Genomic DNA, 24,442 nt, shown 5'->3' on the forward strand with positions numbered 1-24,442 from the left:
CAATGGCCCGCACCCCCACAAGGGGGTGCGGGCCTTCGGCATCCCCGGCTCTAGGATCGAGGCGCCCTCCACCCCCGTCCCTCCAGGAGTCCGACCGTGATCGTCCTCGTCGGCTTCATGGGCGCCGGCAAGACCACCGTCGGGCGCCTCTTGGCCGACCGCCTCGGCCTCCCGTTCGTCGACACCGACCTCGTCATCGAGGACCGCGAGCGCCGGACCATCCCGCAGATCTTCGAGGCCGACGGTGAGAGCGCCTTCCGCGACGTCGAGCAGACGGTGGTCGCCGATGTCCTGTCCGGTCCCGAGGCGGTCGTCTCGCTCGGTGGTGGCGCGTGTGGTCGCGAAGGGACCCGCGCGGTCTTGCGGACGCACACGGTCGTCCACCTCGACGTCTCGTTCGAGCAGGCGAAGCGCCGCACCGCGGGGGACACGTACCGGCCGATGCTTCGCCGGCCCGACCTAGCCGACCTGCACGCCGCGCGCCGCGAGGTGTTCCGGTCCCTCGCCGACGTCGACGTAGCCACCGACGGCCGCCGCGCGGAGGTCATCGCGCTGGATGTCCTCGACGGGGTCACCGGTCAGGAGGGAGTCCTCGTGGCGCCCCCGGGCGGGACGTACCGGGTCCAGGTCCGGCGTGGCCTCCTGGCTGAGGCGGGGGCCCACCTGCCGCCGGCGCGCGCGACGTTCGTCGTCGCCCGCGCCGACGACCCCGCGCTCACCTCGTTGCGCCGCAGCCTGTCGGGGGTCGTCCACGTGGTGGAACTGCCTGCCGGGCCGGTCAAGACCCTCGCCACCTACGAGCAGCTGGCCCTCCAGGCCGCCGACGCCGCCCTGCACCCCGACGACCTCGTGCTGGCGGTGGGGGACGAGAGCGTCGTCGACGTCGCGGGGTTCCTGGCCGCCACCTACAACCGCGGGACCCGTTGGGCCGTCGTCCCGCGTTCCCTGGAGGCGCTGGTCGACTCCTCCGTCGGCGGCAAGGTCGCCCTCGACCTGCCGCAGGCCCGAAACCTCCTGGGGGCGGTGCACCAGCCGGTCGCGGTGCTCAGCGACCCGGACGGCGTCACCCCCGCGTCCGACCCCCGCTTCGGGGCCGGAGTCGCCGAGGCGGTCAAGACGGCCCTCGTCGCCGACCCCTCCGACCTCGACCTGCTGCTCGAGCAGGCTCCGGCGGTCCTCGCCGGGGACGTCGAGGCGGTGGCGGCCCTCGTCCGTCGCGCGGTCGCGACGAAGGCGCGGATCGTCACGGCGGACGAGCGCGAAGCGGCCGGCCGGTTGCACCTCAACTACGGCCACACGTTCTCGCACGCCTTCGAGCAGCTCGGCGTGGACCGGGACGCCCTGCCCCTGGGGTTGATGGCCGCGGCCCACCTGGCGCGGCGCGTCAGCTTCCTCGACGACGCCGGCGTCGCGCTGCACCGCACCGCTCTCCGGGCGTTCGGACTGCCCACCGCGCACCGGTTCGACCTGGCCGACCTGCGGCCGCTGTGGTTGCGGGACAAGAAGTTCAAGGACGGCGTCCGGTTCGTGCTGCTGCACGCCCCGGGCCGGCCCGAGGCGGGAGTTCCCGCCACCGACGACGCACTCACCGGTGCGCTCGACGACCTCGCGGAGGACAGATGACCAGCACCGACACCGTCCGCATCACCGTCGAGGGCGACGCCCCCTACGACGTCCTCATCGGCCGCGGCCTCCTCGGCGAACTGCGCGGACTGCTGGGGCCGAAGGTCGCCAAGGTGCTCGTCGTCCACCCGCGGGCTCTCCGCTCCACCGGCGAGGCCGTCCGCGACGACCTCGTCGCGCAGGGGCTGGAGGCCGTGCTCGCCGAGGTGCCGGACGGGGAGGAGGCCAAGTCCGCCGAGGTCGCCGCGTTCTGCTGGACGGTGCTGGGGCAGTCGGACTTCACGCGCAGCGACGCCGTCGTCGGCGTCGGCGGGGGAGCGGTGACCGACCTCGCGGGATTTGTCGCCGCCACCTGGCTGCGCGGGGTCCGTGTCGTACAGGTTCCCACGACGCTGCTGGCGATGGTCGATGCGGCGGTCGGGGGGAAGACGGGGATCAACACGGCCGAAGGGAAGAACCTCGTCGGTTCCTTCCACCCGCCAGCCGGCGTGCTGTGCGACCTCGACGCCCTGAACACCCTGCCGCCGCACGACCTGCGCGCTGGTCTGGCCGAGGTCGTGAAGTGCGGGTTCATCGCCGACCCGCGGATCCTCGAGCTCGTCGAGGAGGACGTCGCGGCGGCGACCGACCCGCACTCGCCCGTCCTGGCCGAGCTCGTCGAGCGCGCGGTGCGGGTCAAGGCGCGCGTCGTGTCGGAGGACCTCAAGGAGTCGGACCTGCGGGAGATCCTCAACTACGGCCACACCTTCGCCCACGCCGTGGAGCTCGTCGAGCGCTACCAGTGGCGGCACGGTGCGGCCGTCAGCGTCGGGCTCGTCTACGTCGCCGAGCTGGCCCGGATGGCCGGACGCCTGTCCGACGCGGACGCGGACCGGCACCGCGCGGTCCTGCAGTCGCTCGGCCTACCCACGACCTACCGGGGTGACCGGTGGCCGCAGCTGCTGGACGCGATGAAGCGGGACAAGAAGTCGCGCGGCTCCCTGCTGCGCTTCGTCGTGCTCGACGGGATCGGGCGTCCCTCGCGGCTGGAGGGGCCCGACCCGGCAATGCTGCAGGCGGCGTACGCGGAGGTCAGTGCGGACTGACCGGCACGGTCGTCACGTCACCCGCAGGGCGTCTCGCTGATCCCGCGGGACGGAGAGGAGTAGCGGGCGATGCCTCCCGTCACGGAGACGCCCTTGAGGCAATAGCCGCTGCCGGTTGCGCTCACGACGGTGATCCGGCTGACGGTCTGCGGCACACCGAGCGCGTCGACGTTCGTGGCGTAGGCGCCGTTGACCTTGAGGTAGGCCTCCTGGGCGGCGCCGATCGTCGTGAGGTCCGCCGTGACCGCCGCGATCTCCTTGGCGTGCACTTGCTCCATAACGACGGGGTAGCCGTACTTCGCCCCGATGGCCAGCGCCACGAGCACCGCGGCCCACGTCGTGAGCGTCTTGACGGGGTGCCGGCTCACCCGGCGTGGGACCGCCTCGGTCCGGGGGACCTGGAACGGTGACGCGTTGCCCGGGTTGAACGTGGGCCGGGAGGTCGCGGGTCCGTAGAAGTCCCCCGTCGGGGGCTGGGCGTCGCGCCGCTCGGCGGGAGGGGCGACCGTCGCCGCGGTCCGCGGCGCCGGGACCGGTTGCTCCACCGCGGGAGCGGGAGAAGTGGGCTCGGGGGCGAGGAGGGGCGCGGCGGCGACCGGTTCGTCGAGCTCGGGCACGTCCGCCCGGTGCCGCCCGCCGCGGGGGAGCGGCGGGGGAGGCGGCGTCGGCACGGCGCTCTCGATGAAGCCGCCGCCACGGCGCCGCGGCAGCGGGGTGGCGCTGGCGTCGGTGCGGGGTTCGGTCACGGTGTCCTCCTCGGTTCTCACCACGGTGATCGGCTCCGGGCGAGCTCGGGTGGAGGGGCATCACCCTCGTGGAGCACTGCCTGTCAACGGCAGGCGGTGCTGTCGAACCCGCGTTGCGGCGAGAAGAACATCGCGGTCCGCGTCGACTCGTCGTACGCGCCTGCGCAGAAGGCGTCCGCCCCCGCGCTGACGATGGCGACGTCGGTGCGCGCCGCGGGCACCCGGAGGTCGTGCAACGACGTCGAGTAGCTGCCGTGCGCGTCCTTCCACGCGGCCTGCGCCGTGGCCACCCGCTGCAGGTCCGCGTGCAGGTCCTGCGCGGCACTGGAACGGCGGCCGTCCACGACGATGGGCAGGGCGACGGCGACGGCCAGTCCGAGGGCGGTCACGCCCCCGACGGCCACGACGACGGCGCGGCGGGGTCCCTGAGGGGCCGGCGCGGTGCGACTCACAGCGGGCCCCTCTCCTCGGACGACTGACGAAGGTGTCCACGAGTGATCGGGCGCACCGCGGCGTGCGCTGAGCCGCCCCGGCGCGGTCCACTCGTGTGCGCGGCGGGGCTCCTCCGTCCGGCGCAACGGCGGCCGGGGTCCGGTGTGCGGACGGTGACGGCTGCCCCGTCCGGTCGCCACGCCTGTGCGCGGGGACCGCTGCGCGGCCTCGGTAGGATGACCCAGGCCCACCCGCGCCCGGACCCGGGCAGCGGGAGTGAAGACTGAGAGACGGACTGAGAGACGACGTGGCATCGACGAACGACCTGAAGAACGGCACCGTGCTGAACCTCGACGGCAACCTCTGGTCGGTGGTCGAGTTCCAGCACGTGAAGCCCGGCAAGGGCGGTGCCTTCGTCCGGACGAAGCTCAAGAACGTCCTGTCCGGCAAGGTCGTCGACCGCACCTTCAACGCGGGCAGCAAGGTCGACACCGCGACGGTCGACAAGCGCGACATGCAGTACCTGTACAAGGACGGCGAGGACTTCGTCTTCATGGACTCCGCCACCTACGACCAGCTGCACGTCAGCGCAGCGACCGTCGGTGACGCGGCCAACTACATGCTCGAGAGCACCGAGGCGATCGTCGCCACGCACGAGGGCACCCCGCTCTACGTCGAGCTCCCGACCTCGGTCGTCCTGGAGATCACGTACACCGAGCCGGGCCTGCAGGGCGACCGCTCCACCGGCGGCACCAAGCCCGCGACCGTCGAGACCGGGTACGAGATCCAGGTCCCGCTGTTCCTCGAGACCGGCACGAAGGTCAAGGTCGACACCCGCACGGGCGACTACCTCGGCCGCGTCAACGACTGATGGCCGCTCGCCGCAAGGCGCGCAAGCGCGCGCTGGAGGTCCTCTTCGAGGCCGACCAGCGCCGCCTCGCCCCCCTCGACGTCCTGCGGGACAAGATCCAGCGGGCCGACCCGCCCGTCGGTGAGTACGCCGTCACCCTCGTCGAGGGGGTCGTCGCGCAACAGGCCCGCATCGACGAGGTCCTGTCGACGTACTCGATGGGCTGGACCCTGGACCGGATGCCGGCCGTGGACCGCGCCCTCCTGCGCCTCGGCGTCTGGGAAATCCTGCACGCGCCCGACGTCCCCGACCACGTCGCTGTCAGCGAGGCCGTCGAGATCGCCCAGGAACTCTCGACCGACGAGTCGCCGAAGTTCGTCAACGGCTTGCTCGCGCGGATCGCGGAGCTGAAGGAGACGCTCTCCGCCTGATCAGTGAGCGCCTCGCCGAGGCCGACGGTCCGGGCGTTCGCTGAGTGGAACGGTGACTCCCCGGTGACGATCATCGTCATCGGGGAGTCACCGTTCCCCGTCGCGGGGCCCGCCGTTGTGCCGCGGCGAGGGTCTGCGCGAGGTCTTGGAGGAACCCCGTCGGATCGGCCAGCGCGTCCGCTGGGGCGATGGACACGAGGACGACGCCGGCTCGGGCGTACCGCCGCTGCTTCGCCTGCGTCCGTCGGATGTCGGCGGGAGTGGAGTGCCACCGGATGCTGTCCACCTCCAGGGCCACGCCCAGGTCCGGCCACCACGCGTCCGCCTCGCCCACCCGGACCCCGTCGATGACGACGAGCTGGTTCCAGAGTGGTTGCGGTAGCGCGGATGCGACGATCAGCGTCCGGATCTTGGCCTCGCCGGCGCTGCGGGTGCCCGCAGAGACCTCCGCCAGAACGCGCCGAGCGTCGCCGCTGCGCTGGTTCGGCCCCTCGTAGACCTCGCGTCGCAGTTCCTCGAGCGTGCACCGCCCTTGGTGGAGCACCGCCCCGAAGACCTCGCGCGTGCGGTCGAGATCGGCTCCGTGGCGTGCGGCGTCGGCGGCGGCGCGTGCCGGACCCGCGACCAGGAGGCCCTGACGCCGTGAGGTGGTCGGCGGACGGCGGGTGCGCTCGACGGTCACGAAGTCCACCGACAGGCGTTTCTGCGACCACGGGATGAGGACCAGGACCTGGTCGGAGACCGTGATGCGGTTGCCGGTGATGGCGAGCAGGTCCAGGGCGTGTTCGCCGCTGATGACCGCCCCCTGTCCGCAGTAGGCCACCGCCGCGAGTCGACGCTCACGGCGGCTCAGCGGCGCGCGGTGGTTGGCGATGACACCCGGGAGGACCCGCTGCCACGGACCGCTCCGGGCCCACCGCGACGTCGTCCGGCGGTGCAGCCCGGCCTGCAGGAGCTGACTGTGCGTCGCGATGCCGTCGGTCGCTCGGAGCAGCGCGTCGATCGCGGCGGGGTCGAAGGAGGGGGGCCTCGGCATGCCGCCGAGGGTGCACGTTCTCCTGCGCGTCGGTCGGCCACGGGAAGCCGTCCTGTGGATGACGCCTGCGCTGCGTCGCAGCGAGTTCACCCGTGCTCACGGAGGCGGAAAACCCCTGCTTGAACGTTGACTCCCCGGTGACGATGATCGTCACCGGGGAGTCAACGTTCCTCCCGGGAGGGCGGCCCCGGAACGCAGAACGGCCCAGCCCACGAGGGGCCGGGCCGGTCGGGCGGTCGGAGGGTCAGCCGTGCTCGACGGCGCGGCGGGCGTCGGCGTTCAGGACGCCCCAGGCGATGAACTCGTCGCACAGCGTCGTCGCGGGGACGTCGTAGATGACGGCGAGGGTGCGCAGGTCGTCGGCGCGGATCGAGAGGACCCGGCCGTTGTAGTCGCCGCGCTGGGACTGGATGGTCTTCGCGTAGCGGTCGAGGGGGCCGGCCTTCTCGGCGGGGACCTCCTGGAGGCGCTCGAGGTCGAGCACGAGCCGCGGCGGCGGCTCGGAGCTGCCCTGCGGGGCGCCTTCGGGGAGCAGGGCCGAGACGGGGACCCCGTAGAAGTCCGCCAGTTCAGCCAGTCGCTGGACGGTCACCGCACGGTCGCCGCGTTCGTAGGAGCCCACGACGACGGCCTTCCACCGTCCCTCGGACTTCTCTTCGACGCCGTGCAGGGACAGCCCCTGTTGGGTACGGATGGCGCGAAGACGCGATCCGAGTGCGCGGGAGTAGTCCGATGCCATACGAGAATCGTCACGGAGCGTGAACGTCTTCGTCAAGCTGACCTGCCGTTTCGCACCCGGTTTCGGGGAATCACCACCCTCTCGGCACCAAATCCGTTACTCCTTGTGAGCGTTTGATCTCACAACGACAACGCTGTGGGCGCGGTCCAGCGGCGCGTTGCCCCCGGACGTGTCGTCCAGCGTGCTCCTGTAGGGTCGCCGGTGACCACCGCGCCACGCGCACGCTCCGTGCAGGGCCGGTGAAGACGTCCTTTAAGGATCCGTCCCGTGAGGCGGGGAAGGAGGTCAGCAGTGAACGCTGTCCCCGAACGGCACGACGCCCGGGTGCTCCTGGAGGCCCCGGACATCGCCCGTGCCGTGACGCGCATCGCGCACGAGCTGCTCGAGACCAACAAGGGCCCGGACGACCTCGTCCTGCTCGGCATCCCGACGAGGGGAGTGCCGCTGGCCCGCCGGCTCGCGGCCCGTCTCGCCGAGGTGGAGGGCACGACCGTCCCGACCGGCTCCCTCGACGTCACCATGTACCGCGACGACCTGCGCCGGCACCCCACCCGCGCGCTGCTCCCGACGGAGCTGCCGCCGGGCGGCATCGACGACAAGGTCGTGGTCCTCGTCGACGACGTCCTGTACTCCGGGCGCACCATCCGCTCCGCGCTCGACGCGCTCAACGACCTGGGCCGGCCGCGCGCGGTGCGCCTCGCGGTCCTCGTCGACCGGGGCCACCGCGAGCTGCCGATCCGCGCCGACCACGTCGGGAAGAACCTGCCGACGTCGTCGGCCGAGCGGGTCAGCGTCCTGCTCACCGAGCTCGACGGGCGCGACGCCGTCCTCATCACCGGTGGGGGGAACTGATGCGGCACCTGCTGTCCGCGGCCGACCTGGACCGCGACGCCGCCGTGCACGTCCTGGACGTCGCCGAGGAGATGGCCGCCACCCAGCGCCGCGTCGTCAAGAAGCTGCCGACCCTGCGCGGGCGCACCGTCGTCAACCTCTTCTTCGAGGACTCCACCCGGACGCGGACGTCCTTCGAGGCCGCCGCCAAGCGGCTGAGCGCCGACGTCATCAACTTCTCGGCCAAGGGCTCCAGCGTCTCCAAGGGCGAGAGCCTCAAGGACACGGCGCTGACGTTGGAGGCCATGGGCGCCGACGCGGTCGTCGTCCGGCACGGCTCCTCCGGTGCGCCGCACCGCCTCGCGCACGCGGGCTGGACGCAGGGCGCCGTGGTCAACGCCGGCGACGGCACGCACGAGCACCCCACGCAGGCCCTGCTCGACGCCTACACGATGCGCCGCCACCTGCGCGGCGGGACCGGTGACCTCGCGGGCGCCAAGGTCGTCGTCGTGGGCGATGTCCTGCACTCGCGCGTCGCGCGCTCCAACGTCCTGCTGCTGCACACCCTCGGCGCGCACGTGACGCTCGTCGCGCCGCCGACGCTGCTGCCCGTCGGCGTCGAGGCGTGGCCGTGCGAGACCTCGCACGACCTCGACGCGACGCTGCTGCGGGGCGAACCCGACGCGGTCATGATGCTGCGCGTCCAGGCCGAGCGGATGGACGCCTCGAAGGGGTCGTTCTTCCCCTCCGCGCGGGAGTACAGCCGCCGCTACGGCCTCGGCCGCGAGCGGCTCGGGATGCTGCCCGACGACACGATCGTCATGCACCCCGGCCCGATGAACCGCGGTCTGGAGATCTCCGCGGAGGCGGCCGACTCCGTGCGGTCCACCATCGTCGAGCAGGTCGGCAACGGCGTCGCCGTGCGCATGGCCGTCCTGTACCTGTTGCTGGCCGGCGAGCTCCCGGGAGGGGACGCGTGAAGACCCTGATCCAGAACGTCACGGTCGGGAGCGGGCAGACCGACCTCCTGCTCGCCGACGGGGTGGTGGCCGCCGTCGGACCGGGGTTGCCCGCCGACGACGCGACCGTCCTCGACGCGACCGGGCTGCGGGCCCTGCCCGGCCTGGTCGACCTGCACACCCACCTGCGCGAACCGGGCCGCGAGGACGCCGAGACCGTCGAGTCCGGCACCCGCAGCGCCGCCCGCGGCGGGTACACCTCCGTCTTCGCCATGGCCAACACCCTCCCCGTCGCCGACACCGCCGGGGTCGTCGAGCAGGTGCAGCGGCTCGGGGAGGAGGCCGGCTGGGTCGACGTCCGCCCCGTCGGCGCCGTCACCGTCGGCCTGGCGGGCCAGCAGCTCGCCGAGCTCGGGGCCATGGCCGACTCGCGCGCCGCCGTCCGCGTCTTCTCCGACGACGGGCACTGCGTCTCCGACGCCGTCCTCATGCGGCGCGCGCTGGAGTACGTCAAGGCCTTCGACGGCGTCATCGCCCAGCACGCCCAGGAGCCGCGACTCACCGAGGGCGCGCAGATGAACGAGGGCACGGTCTCGGCCGTCCTCGGCCTGCGCGGCTGGCCGTCGGTGGCGGAGGAGGCGGTCATCGCCCGCGACGTGCTGCTCGCCGACCACGTCGGTTCGCGCCTGCACGTCTGCCACCTCTCCACGCGCGGCTCGGTCGAGATCGTCCGCTGGGCCAAGCAGCGCGGGGTGCAGGTCACGGCCGAGGTCACCCCGCACCACCTGCTGCTCACCGACGAACTGGTCCGCGGTTACGACCCCGTCTACAAGGTGAACCCGCCGCTGCGCACCCAGGCCGACGTCGAGGCCGTCCGCGAGGGGCTGGCCGACGGGACGATCGACATCGTCGCCACCGACCACGCCCCGCACCCGGTCGAGGCCAAGGACTGCGAGTGGTCCGCCGCGGCGATGGGGATGACCGGGCTGGAGACCGCGCTGTCCGTCGTGCAGCACACGATGGTCGACACCGGGCTCATGGGCTGGGACACGCTGGTGGACCGGATGTCGAGCGCCCCCGCGCGCATCGGCCGCCTGGCCGGGCACGGGTTGCCGCTCGACGTCGGGAACCCCGCGAACCTCGTGCTCGTCGACACCGCGGCCCGCTGGACGGTCGACCCGGCGGCGATGGCCACGGCCGGACGGAACTCCCCGTTCCGCGGGATGGAACTGCCCGGGAAGGTCGTCGCGACGTTCCTGCGCGGCCGGCCGACGGTGCTCGACTCCGAGCTGGTGACGCCGTGAAGTGGATCGCGACGATCGTGCTGATCCTCGCGCTGCTCCTGTTGTGGCGCATGATGTTCATGGGCTACCGGGGCCGGGCGCTGCGGCAGAAGAAGGAGTTCCCGCGACCGCTGGGCAGCCGGGACTGGAAGGGTCTGCGCGACGCCGTCGACGGTGTCTACGTCTCCACGACGGACGCCGAGAACGCCCTCGACCGCATCGCGGCCCACGGTCTCGGCACGCGCAGCGCGGTCTCGATGGGGTTCGTCGCCGAGGGTGTGGGCCTGCTGCGGCAGGGCGCCCGCTCGTTCGTGATCCCCACCGCCGACATCGTCGGCGTCGGTCACGGGCCGGGCATGGTCGGCAAGTGGATGGGACGGGAGAAGGGTCTCGTCGTGCTGCGCTGGAAGCTGGGCGAGCGCGTCGTGGACACAGGGATCAAACCGCGGCACCCCGCCGAGGGCGCCAGGTTCGCGGAGCAGGTGGAGGAACTCGTGCGCACGAAGGACCAGCAGAAGCCCACGGACGGTTCGGGAGGAGCCCAGTGACCACCACGACGCGCAGGACCCCCGCCGTCCTGGTCCTCGAGGACGGCCGCACCTTCGCCGGCGAGGCGTACGGCCGCGTCGGCAGCACGGTCGGCGAGGCCGTGTTCTCCACCGGCATGACCGGGTACCAGGAGACCCTCACCGACCCCAGCTACCACCGCCAGGTCGTCGTCATGACCGCCCCGCACGTCGGGAACACCGGCTACAACGACGAGGACCAGGAGTCGGCGCGCATCTGGGTCGCCGGGTACGTCGTGCGCGACCCCGCGCGCGTCCCGTCGAACTGGCGGTCCCGCCGCGGCCTGGGCGAGGAACTCGACGCGCAGGGCGTCGTGGGGATCTCCGGCGTCGACACCCGCGCCCTGACCCGGCACCTGCGCGAGCGCGGGGCGATGAAGGTCGGGGTGTTCTCCGGCGAAGCCGCGGCCCGGCCCGCCGCCGACCTGCTCGACGAGGTCCGGGGCGCCCCTGACATGGCGGGCACCGACCTCGCTTCCCTCGTCAGCACGGACGAGCAGTACGTCGTGCCGGCTGTGGGGGACCGGAAGTTCTCCGTCACCGCGGTCGACCTCGGCATCAAGTCGATGACCCCGCAGCGCCTCGCCGAGCGCGGCATCGAGGTCACCGTCGTGCCTTCGACCGTCAGCCTCGAGGAGGTCCTCACCTCCGGCCCCGACGGCGGCGCGCCCGACGGCGTGTTCTTCTCCAACGGCCCGGGCGACCCGGCGGCGGCGACCCACGAGATCGAGGTCCTGCAGGGGGTGCTGGAACGCCGCATCCCGTTCTTCGGCATCTGCTACGGCAACCAGCTGCTCGGCCGCGCCCTCGGCTACGGCACCTACAAGCTGAAGTACGGCCACCGCGGGATCAACCAGCCCGTCATGGACCTGACCACCCGCAAGGTCGAGGTCACCGCGCACAACCACGGCTTCGCCGTCGACGGCACCGCAGGGGAGGTCCGTGACACCCCCTACGGCCGCGCCGAGGTCAGCCACGTCGGCCTCAACGACGGTGTCGTGGAAGGTCTCCGCTGCCTCGACGTGCCGGCGTTCTCCGTGCAGTACCACCCCGAGGCGGCGGCCGGTCCGCACGACGCCTCCTACCTCTTCGACCGGTTCGTCGACCTCATGAACGGCACCCCCGCCGAGCAGCTCGTCGACGACCAGGGCGCGACCGACACTACCGAGCCGACCCTAGAGAAGGACGCCTGATGCCCCGCCGTTCCGACCTCTCGTCGGTCCTCGTCATCGGGTCCGGCCCGATCGTCATCGGCCAGGCCGCCGAGTTCGACTACTCCGGCACCCAGGCCTGCCGCGTGCTGAAGTCCGAGGGTCTGCGCGTGATCCTCGTGAACTCCAACCCGGCGACGATCATGACGGACCCGGAGATGGCCGACGCGACCTACGTCGAACCCATCACCCCCGCCACGGTCGAGGCCATCATCGCCAAGGAGCGCCCCGACGCGGTCCTGGCCACCCTCGGCGGTCAGACCGCCCTCAACACCGCGATCGCGTTGTACGAGAACGGCGCCCTGGAGAAGTATGGCGCCGAGCTCATCGGGGCCGACGTCGACGCCATCAAGCTGGGCGAGGACCGGCTGCTGTTCAAGGGCGTCGTCGAGCGCTGCGGCGCCGAGTCGGCCCGGTCGCACCTGTGCCACTCCATGGACGAGGTCCTGGCGGCGGCCGGCGAACTCGGCTACCCCGTCGTCGTGCGTCCCAGCTTCACCATGGGCGGCCTGGGGTCCGGGTTCGCCTACGACGAGGAGGACCTGCGCCGCATCGCGGGCCAGGGGCTGCACCACTCCCCGGTCACCGAGGTGCTCCTGGAGGAGTCGATCCTCGGCTGGAAGGAGTACGAGCTCGAGCTCATGCGCGACCGCGCCGACAACGTCGTGGTCGTCTGCTCGATCGAGAACTTCGACCCGGTCGGCGTGCACACGGGCGACTCGATCACCGTCGCGCCGGCGATGACCCTCACCGACCGCGAGTACCAGCGCATGCGGGACATCGGCATCGCCGTCATCCGCGAGGTCGGCGTGGACACGGGCGGGTGCAACATCCAGTTCGCGGTGAATCCCGTCGACGGCCGGATCATCGTCATCGAGATGAACCCGCGCGTGTCGCGGTCCTCGGCCCTGGCCTCGAAGGCGACGGGTTTCCCCATCGCCAAGATCGCCGCGCGGCTCGCCGTGGGCTACACCCTCGACGAGATCCCCAACGACATCACCTCGGTGACGCCGGCCAGCTTCGAGCCCACGCTCGACTACGTCGTCGTCAAGGTGCCGCGGTTCGCGTTCGAGAAGTTCCCGGCCGCGGACCCCACCCTCACCACGACGATGAAGAGCGTCGGGGAGGCCATGGCCCTGGGCCGCAACTTCACCGAGGCGCTGCAGAAGGCGCTGCGCAGCACCGAGAAGCGTGGTGCGGCGTTCAGCTGGGCCGGGCCCGTCGGGGACCGCGCGGACCTGCTGCACCGCGTTCAGCAGCCGACCGACGAGCGCATCGGCCTGCTCATGCAGGCCATCCGCGCCGGCGCGACGCCGGAGGAGCTGTTCGAGGTCACCAAGATCGACCCCTGGTACCTCGACCAGCTGTTCCTGCTCGACGAGATCGCCGTCGAGGTCCGCGAGAGCGACGAGCTGACGCCCGAGCTGCTGCGCCACGCCAAGCGGCACGGGTTCTCCGACGCGCAGATCGGTGAACTGCGGCACCTGCACGAGGACGTCGTCCGCGGTGTCCGACACGCGCTCGGGATCCGGCCCGTCTTCAAGACGGTCGACACGTGCGCGGCGGAGTTCGCGGCCAGCACGCCGTACCACTACTCCTCCTACGACACGGAGGACGAGACGCAGCCGCGCGAGAAGCCGGCCATCGTCATCCTCGGCTCCGGGCCGAACCGCATCGGGCAGGGCGTCGAGTTCGACTACTCCTGCGTCCACGCCAGCTTCGCCCTCGCCGAGGCCGGTTACGAGACCGTCATGGTCAACTGCAACCCCGAGACGGTCTCGACCGACTACGACACCTCCGACCGCCTGTACTTCGAGCCGCTGACGCTCGAGGACGTCCTGGAGGTCGTGCACGCCGAGATGCGCTGCGGCCCGGTCGCCGGCGTCGTCGTCCAGCTCGGCGGGCAGACGCCGCTGGGGCTGGCGGCGAAGCTGGAGCAGGCGGGCGTCCCGATCATCGGGACCTCGCCCGCGGCCATCGACCTCGCCGAGGAGCGCGGGGCTTTCGGCCGGGTGCTGGAGAAGGCGGGTCTCGTCGCCCCCAAGCACGGGACGGCGTCGAGCTTCCCGCAGGCCAAGGCCATCGCGGCGGAGATCGGCTACCCCGTCCTCGTCCGCCCGAGCTACGTCCTCGGCGGCCGCGGCATGCAGATCGTCTACGACGAGGCCTCCCTCGAGCAGTACATGGCGACGGCGACCGAGGTCTCCGCCGAGCGCCCCGTGCTCGTGGACCGCTTCCTGGACAACGGCGTGGAGATCGACGTCGACGCCCTGTTCGACGGCGAGGAGATGTACCTCGGCGGGATCATGGAGCACATCGAGGAGGCCGGGATCCACTCCGGGGACTCCGCGTGCGTCATCCCGCCGGTGACGCTCGGCGCCTCCGAGCTGGAGCGCGTCCGCGCGGCCACCGAGGCCATCGCCCGCGGCGTCGGGGTGCGGGGGCTGCTCAACGTCCAGTTCGCCCTGGCGGCCGACATCCTCTACGTCCTGGAGGCGAACCCGCGGGCCTCGCGGACCGTGCCGTTCGTCTCCAAGGCGACGGGCGTCCCGCTGGCCAAGGCCGCGGCGCGGCTCATGGCGGGGACCCCGATCCGCGAGCTGCGGGCGCAGGGACTGCTGCCCGCGCACGGCGACGGCGGGCTGCTGCCGGCCGAGTCGCCCGTCTCGGTCAAGGAGGCGGTGCTCCCGTTCGCGCGCTTCCGCACCGCGCAGGGCGTCGTCGTCGACTCGCTGCTGGGCCCGGAGATGCGGTCCACCGGTGAGGTCATGGGCATCGACGTCGACTTCCCGACGGCGTTCGGCAAGTCGCAGACCGCGGCGTACGGGGGTCTGCCCACCGGCGGCACGGCGTTCATCTCCGTCGCCGACCGCGACAAGCGCGCCATGATCTTCCCGATCAAGCGCCTGGCCGACCTCGGGTTCACGCTGGTGGCCACCGAGGGAACCGCCCAGGTGCTGCGACGCAACGGCATCGCCAGCACCGTCGTGCGCAAGCTGTCCGAGGGCACGAGCGAGGACGGCGAGCTGACGATCGTCGGGCGCATCGCCGCCGGCGAGATCGCGATGGTCGTCAACACCCCCTCCGGCGACCAGGCCCGCGCGGACGGCTACGAGATCCGGGCGGCGGCGACGTCGGTCGGTTCCCCGATCATCACCACGATCCAGGAGCTCTCGGCGGCCGTGCAGGCCATCGAGGCCACCCTGGAGGCCGAACGCCACGGCGAGGGGTTGCGGGTGGCGTCGCTGCAGGAGCACACCGCCCGGCTCGTGGGGGCCTGGGAGGGCTTCCGGGCATGAGCGGCGGCGGTGGTCCTCGACGGTTCGGGGCGCGGCTCGCGGAGGCGGTCGCCGCGCACGGTCCGCTGTGCGCGGGGATCGACCCGCACACGCCGCTGCTCGCGGCGTGGGGCCTGCCCGACGACGCGGACGGCGTGGAGCGGTTCGGCCGCACCGTCGTCGAGGCCCTCGCCGGGCACGTCGCCTGCGTCAAACCGCAGGCGGCGTTCTTCGAGCGGCACGGCTCCCGCGGGGTCGCGGCCCTGGAGCGGGTCGTCGCCGACGCCCGCGCGGCGGGGCTGTTGACGATCGTCGACGCCAAGCGCGGCGACATCGGCTCGACCATGGCGGGGTACGCCGACGCCTTCGTCGGCGACTCCCCGCTCGCCGGGGACGCCGTCACGGTCTCCCCGTACCTCGGGTTCGGCTCGCTGCGTCCGCTGCTCGACCTCGCGGCGCAGCACGGACGGGGCGTCTTCGTCCTCGCGCTGACGTCGAACCCCGAGGGCGCCGCCGTCCAGCACGCCGTGGGTGCCGACGGGCGCGCCGTCGCCCGGGCCGTCGCCGAGGCCGCGGCCGCCGAGAACGCGGGCGCGGCCCCGTACGGGGACGTCGGCCTCGTCGTGGGGGCCACCGTCGGGACGGCGGTGGCCGACCTCGGGATGGACCTGGACGCGGTCAACGGACCGCTGCTCGCCCCGGGGGTCGGTGCCCAGGGCGGGACCGCGCAGGACCTGCGGCAGGTCTTCGGGAACGCCCGACGGCTCGTGCTGGCCGCCAGCTCGCGGGAGGTGCTGGCCGCCGGCCCGTCGGTCACCGGCCTGCGCGACGCCGCCCGCCGCTCGGCGGACGGGCTCACCGCAGCGCTCGCCGGGTGACCCGAGGAGCCGTTGCCTACGATGGGTGACGTGCTCCTGCTCCGTGTCCCGACCTGTGTACCGACACCGGCCCGTCCCACCGGACCGGTGGCGCGCTGATGCCGTCGCGCATGATCGCCCGCGGCCTCGCCGCGCTGACCGTCACCGCGGTCGAGGTGGGGCACGACGAGCTCGAGGCGCGCCGGCAGGTCGGGGCCTTCCTGCAGAACCTCGCCATCGACCCCGTCGTCGTGCTGCACGAGGCCGTGGCCGCCGTCGCCGAGCTCGCCCCCGCCGAGATGCGCGAGGCCAGCGGGGAGCGTCAGCTCCTCGCCGCTCTCGAAGCGCGGTCCTGGCTGGAGCGCATGACCGTCGACAGCGCGCGCGGCGTCCCCCTCTGACCGGTTCGCCGTGCCCTCCGCAACCGGCTGGTCGGTCCTCACGCGCACCGGAGGAACGTTGACTCCCCGGTGACGATCATCGTCCCCGGGGAGTCAACGTTCCGTCGCCGGGACGGCCAGGTGTTCACTCTGAGGTCCCCAGGCGGTTGCTGAGCGTGGTTAGGGTGCCCCGGTCCGCGTGATCGACCGGAAGGCACCCGCCATGCACCGCCCGACGACCCGCCCGTCCCGCCGCCGGCTGCTGACCGGGGGAGCGCTGTCGCTCCTGCTCGCCGGGCCCCTCACCGCCCTGCCCGCCGCGGCCGCGACGTGCCCGGCGCCGACCCGCACGATCGGCGCCGTCCAGGGCGCCGGCGACGCGACCCCGCTGGCGGGTCAGCGGGTCACCGTCGCCGGCACCGTCGTCGGCGACACGCCCGGACTCAACGGCTTCTCCGTCCAGGACCGGGGCGACCGTGACCCCCGCACCTCCGACGGCGTCTTCGTGCACGCCCCGGGCGCGCAGGTCGACCTCGGGGACACCGTCGCCGTGACCGGGACGGCGGGCGAGTTCGGCGGCCAGACCCAGGTCTCGGCCACCAGCGCGGCGGTCACCGTCTGCCGCGACGGGTCCGAGAAGGACCTCCCACGCGCCGCGCGCCTCGACCTCCCGGCCGACGACGCGGCCCGCGAACGCCTCGAGGGGATGCTCGTCGCTCCCGCCGACCGGCTCACCGTCAGCGAGGTTCACGGCCTCACCAGCTACGGCGAACTGACCCTGTCCGAAGGTGGCCTCCTCGTGCAGCCCACCGAGCTCGCCCGCCCCGGCACCCCCGCCGCGCAACGCATCGCGGCGCGCAACACCGAGCGCAGCATCGTCCTCGACGACGCCCGCACCGCCCGCACGAGCACGACCGCGCGGCCCTACCTCGATCCGGACACGCCCGTCCGGGTCGGCGACACCGCCCGCCTGCGCGAACCCGTCGTCCTGGGGTACGGGTTCGACGCCTGGCGCCTGCAGCCGGCCGACGGGACGGCGGACGGGTTGCTCGCCGGCCAGGACACGCGCCGCGACCGCCCCGACCGCGTCGGCGGTGACGTCCGCGTCGGCGCCTTCAACGTCCTGAACTACTTCCTGACGTTCTCGGGCCCGAACGCCCGCGGCGCCGACGACCAGGCCGGGCTCGACCGCCAGGCCGGCAAGATCGTCCCCGCGATCCAGGCCCTCGGCGCGGACGTCGTCACCCTCATGGAGATCGAGGACACCGACTCCACGGGCCTGACCCCCGGCGACGCCGACACGGCGCTCGCCGACCTGGTCCGTCGGCTCAACGCGAGCGGCCGGGCCGGGCACTGGTCCTACGTGCCGATGCCGCAGGAGCTGTACGGCACCGACCGGGACGTCATCCGGAACGCGATCGTCTACCGGGACGACGTCGTGGCGCCGGTCGGCGCCCCGGTCGGCCTGGTCGACGAGACGGTCTGGGACAACGCGCGCGAACCGCAGGCCCAGACGTTCCAGCGCACCCGTCGACCCGCGGCGGCCGACCGCTTCACGGTGGTGGCCAACCACTTCAAGTCCAAGGGTTCCGGCGACGCCGCGACCGGTGACAACGCCGACACCGGCGACGGGCAGGGGGCCTGGAACGGGGACCGGGTCCGGCAGGCCGCCTCGCTGGCGGGGTTCGTCGACGCCCTGCGCCGCAGCACCGGCGACCCGGACGTCCTGGTCCTCGGCGACCTCAACTCCTACTCGCAGGAGGACCCGGTGGAGGAGCTGCGGCGCAACGGGTTGACCGACCTCGGCAGCCGCTTCGACCGGGGCCGGCACAGCTACGTCTTCGACGCCCTGTCCGGCTCGCTCGACCACGCCCTGGCCACCCGCGAACTCACCCGCAAGGTGAGCGGCGCCGTGCACTGGAACGTGAACTCGGTCGAGTCCGGTGCCTACCAGTACGACGGCGACCCGGCGCTGTACGCGGCGGACCCGTTCCGCTCCAGCGACCACGACCCGGTCGTCGTCGGGCTCGACCTGCGCGACTGAGACCGACCTCCCTCGAACGGCCCCGGGCGCAGTCGTCCGGGGCCGTTCGGCGTCCCCGGCAATCTGCTCAGCTGTTCCGTCTCTGGTGAGGCACTCCTCAGCTCCATCTCGGGCGTGTAACAACTGTGTGACGAGGGTGGGGCGGATTTGGTGAGCACTGAGGCATGTCCTAGCGTCTGCCCTCGCACGCCCGAGCAGGACCTTCCAGGACCGTACGCCGGAACGAGGACGTAGATGTCGCCGAAGACGCAGCCCGCAGTGCCCCAGGACGACCCGGAGGCCGGTTCCACGTCGGCCCGGCCCACCCGGCGGGCGTTCACGCTCGCCTCCGTGGCGACGGCGGGTCTGGCCACGCTCTCGGCGTGCGCCGAGAGCCAGCGCGACGAGGGGGGTTCGGGCGGTTCCAGCAGCGGCAGCGGGCGGGACACGTTCGTGTTCGGCGGCTCCGCCGACCCCGACTCCCTGGACCCGGTGTTCGCCTCCGACGGCGAGACGTTCCGCGTCACCCGGCAGATCTTCGAGGGGCTCGTCTCCACCAAGCCGGGCACGACCGACCTCGCGCCGTCGCTGGCCACGAAGTGGGAGACGTCGGAGGACGGGAAGTCCTACACGTTCACCCTCCAGGAGGGCGTGAAGTTCTCCAACGGCAAGGCCTTCGACGCCGCGGCCGTCGTGGCGAACTTCGAGCGCTGGTACAACCTGCGCGGCGTCGCGCAGGGCGAGGACCTCGCGTACTACTACCGCTCGATCTTCCGCGGGTTCAAGACGAACGACGACCCCGCACTGGGCACGTCCCTCTACGCCGGTGCGACCGCGAACTCCGACGGCACCGTGACCGTGAACCTCACCAGCCCGTTCGCCGGGTTCCTCGCCTCCCTCACCCTGCCGGCCTTCGCGATGCAGGAGACCGGGGCGGTCGAGGCCGGCGGCGGCAACGGCGCGAACGGGGCCGACCCGCGGCAGAGCGAGTACGCCACCAAGGGCCCGGTCGGCACCGGCCCCTTCACGTTCAGCGCGTGGGAACGCGGCCAGCAGGTCACCCTCAAGCGCAACGAGGAGTACTGGGGCGACAAGGCCAAGGTCGCGACCGCAGTCATCCGGGTCATCGGTGACGGCACGGCCCGCCGGCAGGCGCTGCAGAACGGCGACATCGACGGGTACGACCTCGTCGCGCCCGCCGACGTCGAGACGCTGAAGTCGGCCGACTTCCAGATCCAGAACCGGCCGGCGTTCAACATCCTCTACCTCGGCATCAACCAGGCCTACGCCCCGCTCGGCGACCTCAAGGTGCGGCAGGCGATCGCGCACGCCATCGACAAGGAGGCCGTCATCAAGAACGCCCTCCCGTCGGGCACCAAGCCGGCCACGCAGTTCATGCCGGACAACGTCATCGGCTGGAACGAGTCCGTGACGACGTACGACTACGACGTCGCCAAGGCCAAGCAGCTGCTCGCCGAGGCCGGACAGAGCGCCATCAACGTGCCGTTCAACTACCCGACGGGCGTCTCCCGGCCCTACATGCCGAACCCCGAGACCATCTACAACGCCATCAACCAGCAGCTGAGCGCCGCCGGCATCACGACCACCCCGGTCGCGGAGCAGTGGACGCCGAACTACCTCGGCACCGTCCAGGGCGGCACGCAGCACGGCCTGCACCTGCTGGGGTGGACGGGCGACTACAACGACCCGGACAACTTCATCGGCGTGTTCTTCGGTGCGCAGACGAACGAGTGGGGTTTCAACGACCCCGGCCTGTTCGAGGCGCTGGCCAAGGCCCGCACGGTGACGAGCGAGTCCGAGCAGGAGAGCGCCTACCAGGACATCAACGAGCAGATCATGACGTTGCTGCCGGGCATCCCGATCGCCAGCCCCGTGCCCTCGCTCGCGTTCGCGCCGGGCGTGGACGGGTACACCGCCAGCCCGGTCCAGGACGAGGTGTGGAACACCGTCTCGGTCTCCGGCTCCTGATGGGCAGGGCCGCACAGCAGGGGGCGGCGTGCTGACGCTCGTCGTGCGCCGCCTCGGCCTGCTCGTGGTCGTCCTGTTCGGGTTGTCGCTGCTGCTGTTCGCCTGGGTCCGGGCCCTCCCGGGGGACCCGGCCCGGGCGCTGCTGGGGGAGAAGGCGACCCCGGCCGGCATCGCGGAGGTCACCCGGCGGTACGGGTTCGACCAGCCGATCTGGCAGCAGTACCTGACCTACCTCGGGCGGTTGCTGCACGGCGACTTCGGCTCGTCGATCAACACGGGTGAACCCGTCGTCCAGACGTTCACCGAGCGGTTCCCCGCGACGATCGAACTGTCGGTGGCGGCGCTGCTGCTGGCGATCGTCGTGGGGATCCCGCTGGGGTACCTCGCCGCGCGCCGCCGCGGTGGCTGGCTCGACAACCTCGTCGTCGGCGGTTCGCTGCTCGGCGTCGTCGTCCCCGTGTTCTTCCTCGCCGTCATCCTCAAGTACGTCCTGGCCATCGAACTCGGCTGGTTCCCCACCTCGGGACGGCAGAACGCCCGCATCGACGCCACCCACGTCACGAACTTCTACGTCCTCGACGGGTTGCTGACCCGCGAGTGGGACGCCAGTTGGGACGCGGTGGTGCACCTCGTGCTGCCCGCGCTCGCCCTCGGGTCGATCCCGCTGGCCATCATCGTGCGCATCACCCGGGCCTCGGTGCTCGACGTGCTCGGAGACGACCACGTCCGCACGGCCCAGGCCAAGGGGCTGCCGCGCGCCGTCATCAGCCGCCGGCACGTCCTGCGCAACGCGCTGCTGCCGGTGTCCACGACGCTGGGCCTGCAGGCCGGGGCCCTGCTGTCGGGGGCTGTGCTGACCGAGACGGTGTTCTCCATCAACGGCATCGGCAGCTACCTGTTCGACGCCGTGACCCAGCTCGACTACCCGGTGCTGCAGGGGTTCATCCTCTTCATCGCCGTCGTTTACGCACTCGTGAACCTCGTGGTGGACGTCAGCTACGGGTTCATCGACCCGAGGGTGAGGGTGTCGTGACCGCACTGGACGCGCTGACGCCGACCGGACCCGGTCCGGACGCGGCGGCGGCCACCGGCGAGGACGGGGTCGGACCCTGGCGCTCTGCGTGGCGGCGGTTGCGACGCAACCCCGCGGGCATCGTCGGGGCCGTCATCGTCGTGCTGTTCGTGCTCGTCGCCGTCGCGGCGCCGCTGCTGGCGCCCTACCGCCCCGCGACGTCGGAGTGGTTCGGGGAGGTCACCCCGACCTCCGTGCCCGGGCCCAGCGCCGAGCACGTCCTGGGGCTGGACTCCTTCGGGTCCGACCTGCTGACGCAGCTGCTCTACGGGGCGCGGTCCTCGCTGGTCATCGGCGTCGTCTCCACGGCCGTCGGTCTCGCCGCCGGTGCGTTCCTGGGGATCCTCGCCGGCGGGATCGGCGGCAAGGTCGACACGGTCGTCATGCGGATCGTCGACGTCCTCCTGTCGATCCCGAGCCTGCTGCTGGCCGTGTCCGTCGCGGCCGTCCTGGGCCGGAACTCCTGGTCGATCATGCTGGCGATCTCGGCGGCGCAGGTGCCGATCTTCGCGCGCCTGCTGCGCGCCTCGCTGCTGGCCCAGCGCGGCCAGGACTACGTCGTCGCGCTGCGCTCGCTCGGGTTGCGACGCCGCCGCATCGTCGTGGGGCACATGCTGCCGAACTCCCTGGGCCCGGTGCTCGTCCAGGCCACGCTGACGCTGGCCACGGCCGTCATCGAGGTGGCGGCCCTGAGCTTCCTCGGCCTCGGGGACCCCAACCCCGCGGTCGCCGAGTGGGGACGCATGCTCGTCACCGCCCAGGCCCGGCTCGACCAGGCGCCACAGCTGGCGCTGTACCCCGGTCTCGCCATCGCCGTCACCGCGCTGGGGTTCACCCTGCTCGGCGAGGCGCTGCGCGAGGCCCTGGACCCGAGGAGTTCGCGATGACGTTGCTCGAGGTCGAGGACCTGCGGGTGACGTTCTCCCGCAAGGGCTCGCCGGACTTCACCGCCGTCGACGGGGTCTCCTTCGACGTGGACGCCGGCGAGGTCGTCGGCCTCGTCGGGGAGTCCGGCTGCGGGAAGTCGGTCACGTCGCTGGCCGTCATGGGCCTGCTGCCGCGGCGCTCGGCCCGTGTCTCCGGGGCCGTCCGCTTCGACGGGGACGACCTGCTGGCGGCCTCGCCCGCGCAGCTGGCGCGCCGCCGCGGCAAGGACCTGGCCATGGTGTTCCAGGACCCCATGACGTCGCTGAACCCCGTCCTGACGCTGGGCCGGCAGCTCACCGAGGTGCTGAGGACCCACACGGACCTGGACCGGGCCGCGGCGAAGAAGGAGGCCGTGGAACTGCTCGGCCGCGTCGGGATCCCCGACCCGCGGCGCCGGGTGGGGGAGTACCCGCACCAGCTGTCCGGCGGCATGCGCCAGCGCGTCCTCATCGCCATCGCACTGGCCTGCTCGCCGCGGCTCATCATCGCCGACGAGCCCACGACGGCCCTCGACGTGACCATCCAGGCCCAGGTCCTGGACCTGCTGACAGGACTGGTCCGGGAGTCGGGCACGGCGATGGTCCTCATCACCCACGACCTCGGGGTCGTGGCCGGCACGTGCGACCGCGTCAACGTCCTGTACGCCGGCAAGGTCGTCGAGCAGGCCCCGCGCGGGGAGCTGTTCGCCCGGCCCCGGCACCGCTACACGACGGGGCTGCTCGCCGCCGTCCCGCGCGTCGACGCCCCGGAGGGCACCGCCCTGCAGCCCGTTCCGGGCACGGTGCGCGACCGGCTCCCGTGGAGCACGGGGTGCGCGTTCGCCCCGCGGTGCGCGGCGGCCGACGACGCCTGCCGGTCGGGGGAGATCGCGCTCGACGCCGCCGGACACACCGGGCACCCCGCCCGCTGCGTCCACCCCGCCGACGCCGACCTGGAGGTCTCGCGATGACGCACCCGACGCCGCAACCCCCAGCGGACGACGCCCTGCTGTCCGTGCGCGACCTGCAGGTCCACTACCCGATCCGCTCGGGGATCCTGCAGCGCCGCGTGGGGGCCGTGAAGGCCGTCGACGGGGTCTCGTTCGACGTCGGGCGCGGGACCACCTACGGGCTCGTGGGGGAGTCCGGCTGCGGGAAGTCGACGCTGGGCCGGGCCGTGCTGCGCCTGGAGGAACCGACCGCCGGGTCGGTCCACCTCGACGGTCGCGACGTCCTCGCCCTGGGGGCCGAGGAGCTGCGCCGCGAGCGCAAGCGCATGCAGATGGTCTTCCAGGACCCGCTCGCCAGCCTGGACCCGCGCCAGACGGTCGAGAGCGCCCTGACCGAGCCGCTCGCGGTGCACGGCGCCCCCGGCGGACCGTCGGCCTGGCGCACCCGCGTGCGCGGCCTGCTCGACCGCGTCGGACTGCCGGCCGGGGCCGGGGCGAAGTACCCGCACGAGTTCTCCGGCGGCCAGCGCCAGCGCGTCGGCATCGCCCGCGCGCTCGTCCTGGACCCCGCCCTGCTCGTCGCCGACGAACCGGTCTCCGCGCTCGACGTCTCCGTCCAGGCGCAGGTCCTCGTCCTGCTCGAGGAGCTCCAGCGGGACCTGGGCCTGACGTACCTCGTCATCGCCCACGACCTCGCCGTCGTCAAGCACGTCTCGACGACGGTCGGCGTCATGTACCTCGGCGGCCTGGTCGAGGAGGGGCCGAGCGGTGAGCTGTACGACCGTCCGCTGCACCCGTACACGCGGGCGCTGCTGTCGGCGGCGCCCGTGCCCGACCCCGTCGCCGAAGCCCGGCGCGAGCGCATCCGCCTCGTCGGGGACCTGCCGAGCCCGGCCGACCCGCCGACCGGCTGCCGCTTCCGCACCCGCTGCCCGTGGGTGCAGGAGACGCGCTGCCACGACGAGCGGCCGAAGCTGCGCGTGCTCGACGGGCACCCCCCGCAGCACCGCGTGGCGTGCCACTTCGCCGAGGACATCGAGGCCGGCCGGCTGCTGCCGCACCGCGGTGCCGACCCCGTCCCGGTGGGTCCCTGATCAGTCCGCGGTGATCGCGGACCCGCCGTTGCAGGCCCGTGACCTGGATGGATAGGTTCACCCGGACCGCCGGCACCCGTCTGCGAGCGCAACGACCCGAGG

22 protein-coding genes are annotated in these 24,442 nt (G+C 72.7%); 18 read left to right on the forward strand and 4 right to left on the reverse strand.

The features are described from left to right. The first annotated feature begins 96 nt into the window (after positions 1-96). Both ACFEMC_RS09055 and aroB read left to right on the forward strand, forming a co-directional pair. Positions 97-1,623 carry a shikimate kinase gene (locus tag ACFEMC_RS09055; RefSeq protein WP_380175613.1) on the forward strand — a complete coding sequence of 509 codons (1,527 nt, stop codon included), beginning with the start codon at positions 97-99 and terminating at the stop codon, positions 1,621-1,623. Continuing rightward, positions 1,620-2,708, forward strand: a complete 1,089-nt coding sequence (gene aroB, locus ACFEMC_RS09060) for a 3-dehydroquinate synthase (RefSeq protein WP_380175615.1) — start codon at positions 1,620-1,622, stop codon at positions 2,706-2,708. The genes ACFEMC_RS09055 and aroB overlap by 4 nt, the downstream gene beginning before the upstream one ends. Positions 2,709-2,725: 17 nt before the next feature. On the opposite strand, the gene ACFEMC_RS09065 is transcribed toward aroB, so the two are convergent. After that, positions 2,726-3,454, reverse strand: coding sequence for a hypothetical protein (locus tag ACFEMC_RS09065; protein ID WP_380175617.1), 729 nt, complete (start codon positions 3,452-3,454; stop codon positions 2,726-2,728). 83 nt (positions 3,455-3,537) lie between these two features. Continuing rightward, positions 3,538-3,906, reverse strand: coding sequence for a hypothetical protein (locus ACFEMC_RS09070; RefSeq protein ID WP_380175619.1), 369 nt, complete (start codon positions 3,904-3,906; stop codon positions 3,538-3,540). 287 nt (positions 3,907-4,193) lie between these two features. Between ACFEMC_RS09070 and efp the strand changes: the two genes are divergently transcribed. Both efp and nusB read left to right on the forward strand, forming a co-directional pair. Then, positions 4,194-4,757 carry an elongation factor P gene (efp, locus tag ACFEMC_RS09075; RefSeq protein WP_380175621.1) on the forward strand — a complete coding sequence of 188 codons (564 nt, stop codon included), beginning with the start codon at positions 4,194-4,196 and terminating at the stop codon, positions 4,755-4,757. Continuing rightward, positions 4,757-5,167: a transcription antitermination factor NusB gene (gene nusB, locus ACFEMC_RS09080; protein ID WP_380175623.1), complete on the forward strand. Its 411-nt coding sequence runs from the start codon at positions 4,757-4,759 to the stop codon at positions 5,165-5,167. Before efp ends, nusB begins: the two co-directional genes overlap by 1 nt. Positions 5,168-5,243: 76 nt before the next feature. Here nusB and ACFEMC_RS09085 read toward each other — a convergent pair whose 3' ends face one another. Together ACFEMC_RS09085 and ACFEMC_RS09090 are read right to left on the reverse strand one after the other, a co-directional pair. Next, positions 5,244-6,203: a hypothetical protein gene (locus tag ACFEMC_RS09085; protein WP_380175625.1), complete on the reverse strand. Its 960-nt coding sequence runs from the start codon at positions 6,201-6,203 to the stop codon at positions 5,244-5,246. Positions 6,204-6,447: 244 nt separating this feature from the next. Continuing rightward, positions 6,448-6,942, reverse strand: coding sequence for a transcriptional regulator (locus tag ACFEMC_RS09090; protein ID WP_106206055.1), 495 nt, complete (start codon positions 6,940-6,942; stop codon positions 6,448-6,450). A 291-nt stretch (positions 6,943-7,233) separates the two neighbouring features. Between ACFEMC_RS09090 and pyrR the strand changes: the two genes are divergently transcribed. The 14 genes from pyrR (at position 7,234) to ACFEMC_RS09160 (ending at position 24,340) form a co-directional block, all read left to right on the forward strand. Beyond that, positions 7,234-7,794: a bifunctional pyr operon transcriptional regulator/uracil phosphoribosyltransferase PyrR gene (gene pyrR / locus ACFEMC_RS09095; RefSeq protein ID WP_380175627.1), complete on the forward strand. Its 561-nt coding sequence runs from the start codon at positions 7,234-7,236 to the stop codon at positions 7,792-7,794. Further along, complete coding sequence (locus tag ACFEMC_RS09100; protein ID WP_380175629.1) at positions 7,794-8,753, forward strand: aspartate carbamoyltransferase catalytic subunit; 960 nt, start codon at positions 7,794-7,796, stop codon at positions 8,751-8,753. Before pyrR ends, ACFEMC_RS09100 begins: the two co-directional genes overlap by 1 nt. Then, a complete protein-coding gene (locus ACFEMC_RS09105) occupies positions 8,750-10,036 on the forward strand; it encodes a dihydroorotase (protein WP_380175631.1) in 1,287 nt (428 codons plus the stop codon). Before ACFEMC_RS09100 ends, ACFEMC_RS09105 begins: the two co-directional genes overlap by 4 nt. Then, positions 10,033-10,563, forward strand: a complete 531-nt coding sequence (locus ACFEMC_RS09110) for an ABC transporter permease (RefSeq protein ID WP_380175633.1) — start codon at positions 10,033-10,035, stop codon at positions 10,561-10,563. Before ACFEMC_RS09105 ends, ACFEMC_RS09110 begins: the two co-directional genes overlap by 4 nt. Beyond that, entirely contained in the window at positions 10,560-11,774 is a 1,215-nt protein-coding gene (carA, locus tag ACFEMC_RS09115) for a glutamine-hydrolyzing carbamoyl-phosphate synthase small subunit (RefSeq protein ID WP_380175635.1), read from the forward strand. The genes ACFEMC_RS09110 and carA overlap by 4 nt, the downstream gene beginning before the upstream one ends. After that, positions 11,774-15,091: a carbamoyl-phosphate synthase large subunit gene (gene carB, locus ACFEMC_RS09120; protein WP_380175637.1), complete on the forward strand. Its 3,318-nt coding sequence runs from the start codon at positions 11,774-11,776 to the stop codon at positions 15,089-15,091. The genes carA and carB overlap by 1 nt, the downstream gene beginning before the upstream one ends. Then, the gene (gene pyrF / locus ACFEMC_RS09125) at positions 15,088-15,948 is read left to right on the forward strand and encodes an orotidine-5'-phosphate decarboxylase (protein WP_380175638.1); all 861 of its coding nucleotides are present in this window, start codon (positions 15,088-15,090) and stop codon (positions 15,946-15,948) included. Before carB ends, pyrF begins: the two co-directional genes overlap by 4 nt. A gap of 98 nt (positions 15,949-16,046) precedes the next feature. After that, entirely contained in the window at positions 16,047-16,328 is a 282-nt protein-coding gene (locus ACFEMC_RS09130; protein WP_380175640.1) for a hypothetical protein, read from the forward strand. 178 nt (positions 16,329-16,506) lie between these two features. Further along, positions 16,507-18,351: an ExeM/NucH family extracellular endonuclease gene (locus ACFEMC_RS09135; protein WP_380175642.1), complete on the forward strand. Its 1,845-nt coding sequence runs from the start codon at positions 16,507-16,509 to the stop codon at positions 18,349-18,351. Between the two features lie 234 nt (positions 18,352-18,585). After that, positions 18,586-20,319: an ABC transporter substrate-binding protein gene (locus tag ACFEMC_RS09140; RefSeq protein WP_380175644.1), complete on the forward strand. Its 1,734-nt coding sequence runs from the start codon at positions 18,586-18,588 to the stop codon at positions 20,317-20,319. Positions 20,320-20,347: 28 nt separating this feature from the next. Further along, complete coding sequence (locus ACFEMC_RS09145; RefSeq protein ID WP_380175646.1) at positions 20,348-21,352, forward strand: ABC transporter permease; 1,005 nt, start codon at positions 20,348-20,350, stop codon at positions 21,350-21,352. Next, positions 21,349-22,278, forward strand: a complete 930-nt coding sequence (locus tag ACFEMC_RS09150) for an ABC transporter permease (protein WP_380175648.1) — start codon at positions 21,349-21,351, stop codon at positions 22,276-22,278. The genes ACFEMC_RS09145 and ACFEMC_RS09150 overlap by 4 nt, the downstream gene beginning before the upstream one ends. Continuing rightward, complete coding sequence (locus ACFEMC_RS09155) at positions 22,275-23,267, forward strand: ABC transporter ATP-binding protein (protein ID WP_380175650.1); 993 nt, start codon at positions 22,275-22,277, stop codon at positions 23,265-23,267. Before ACFEMC_RS09150 ends, ACFEMC_RS09155 begins: the two co-directional genes overlap by 4 nt. Beyond that, on the forward strand, positions 23,264-24,340 hold the full coding sequence (locus ACFEMC_RS09160) for an ABC transporter ATP-binding protein (RefSeq protein WP_380175652.1): 1,077 nt from the start codon (positions 23,264-23,266) through the stop codon (positions 24,338-24,340). Before ACFEMC_RS09155 ends, ACFEMC_RS09160 begins: the two co-directional genes overlap by 4 nt. The last annotated feature ends 102 nt before the right edge of the window (positions 24,341-24,442 follow it).

Source organism: Kineococcus sp. DHX-1, from assembly GCF_042473625.1.
Classification (GTDB): Bacteria; Actinomycetota; Actinomycetes; order Actinomycetales; family Kineococcaceae; genus Kineococcus.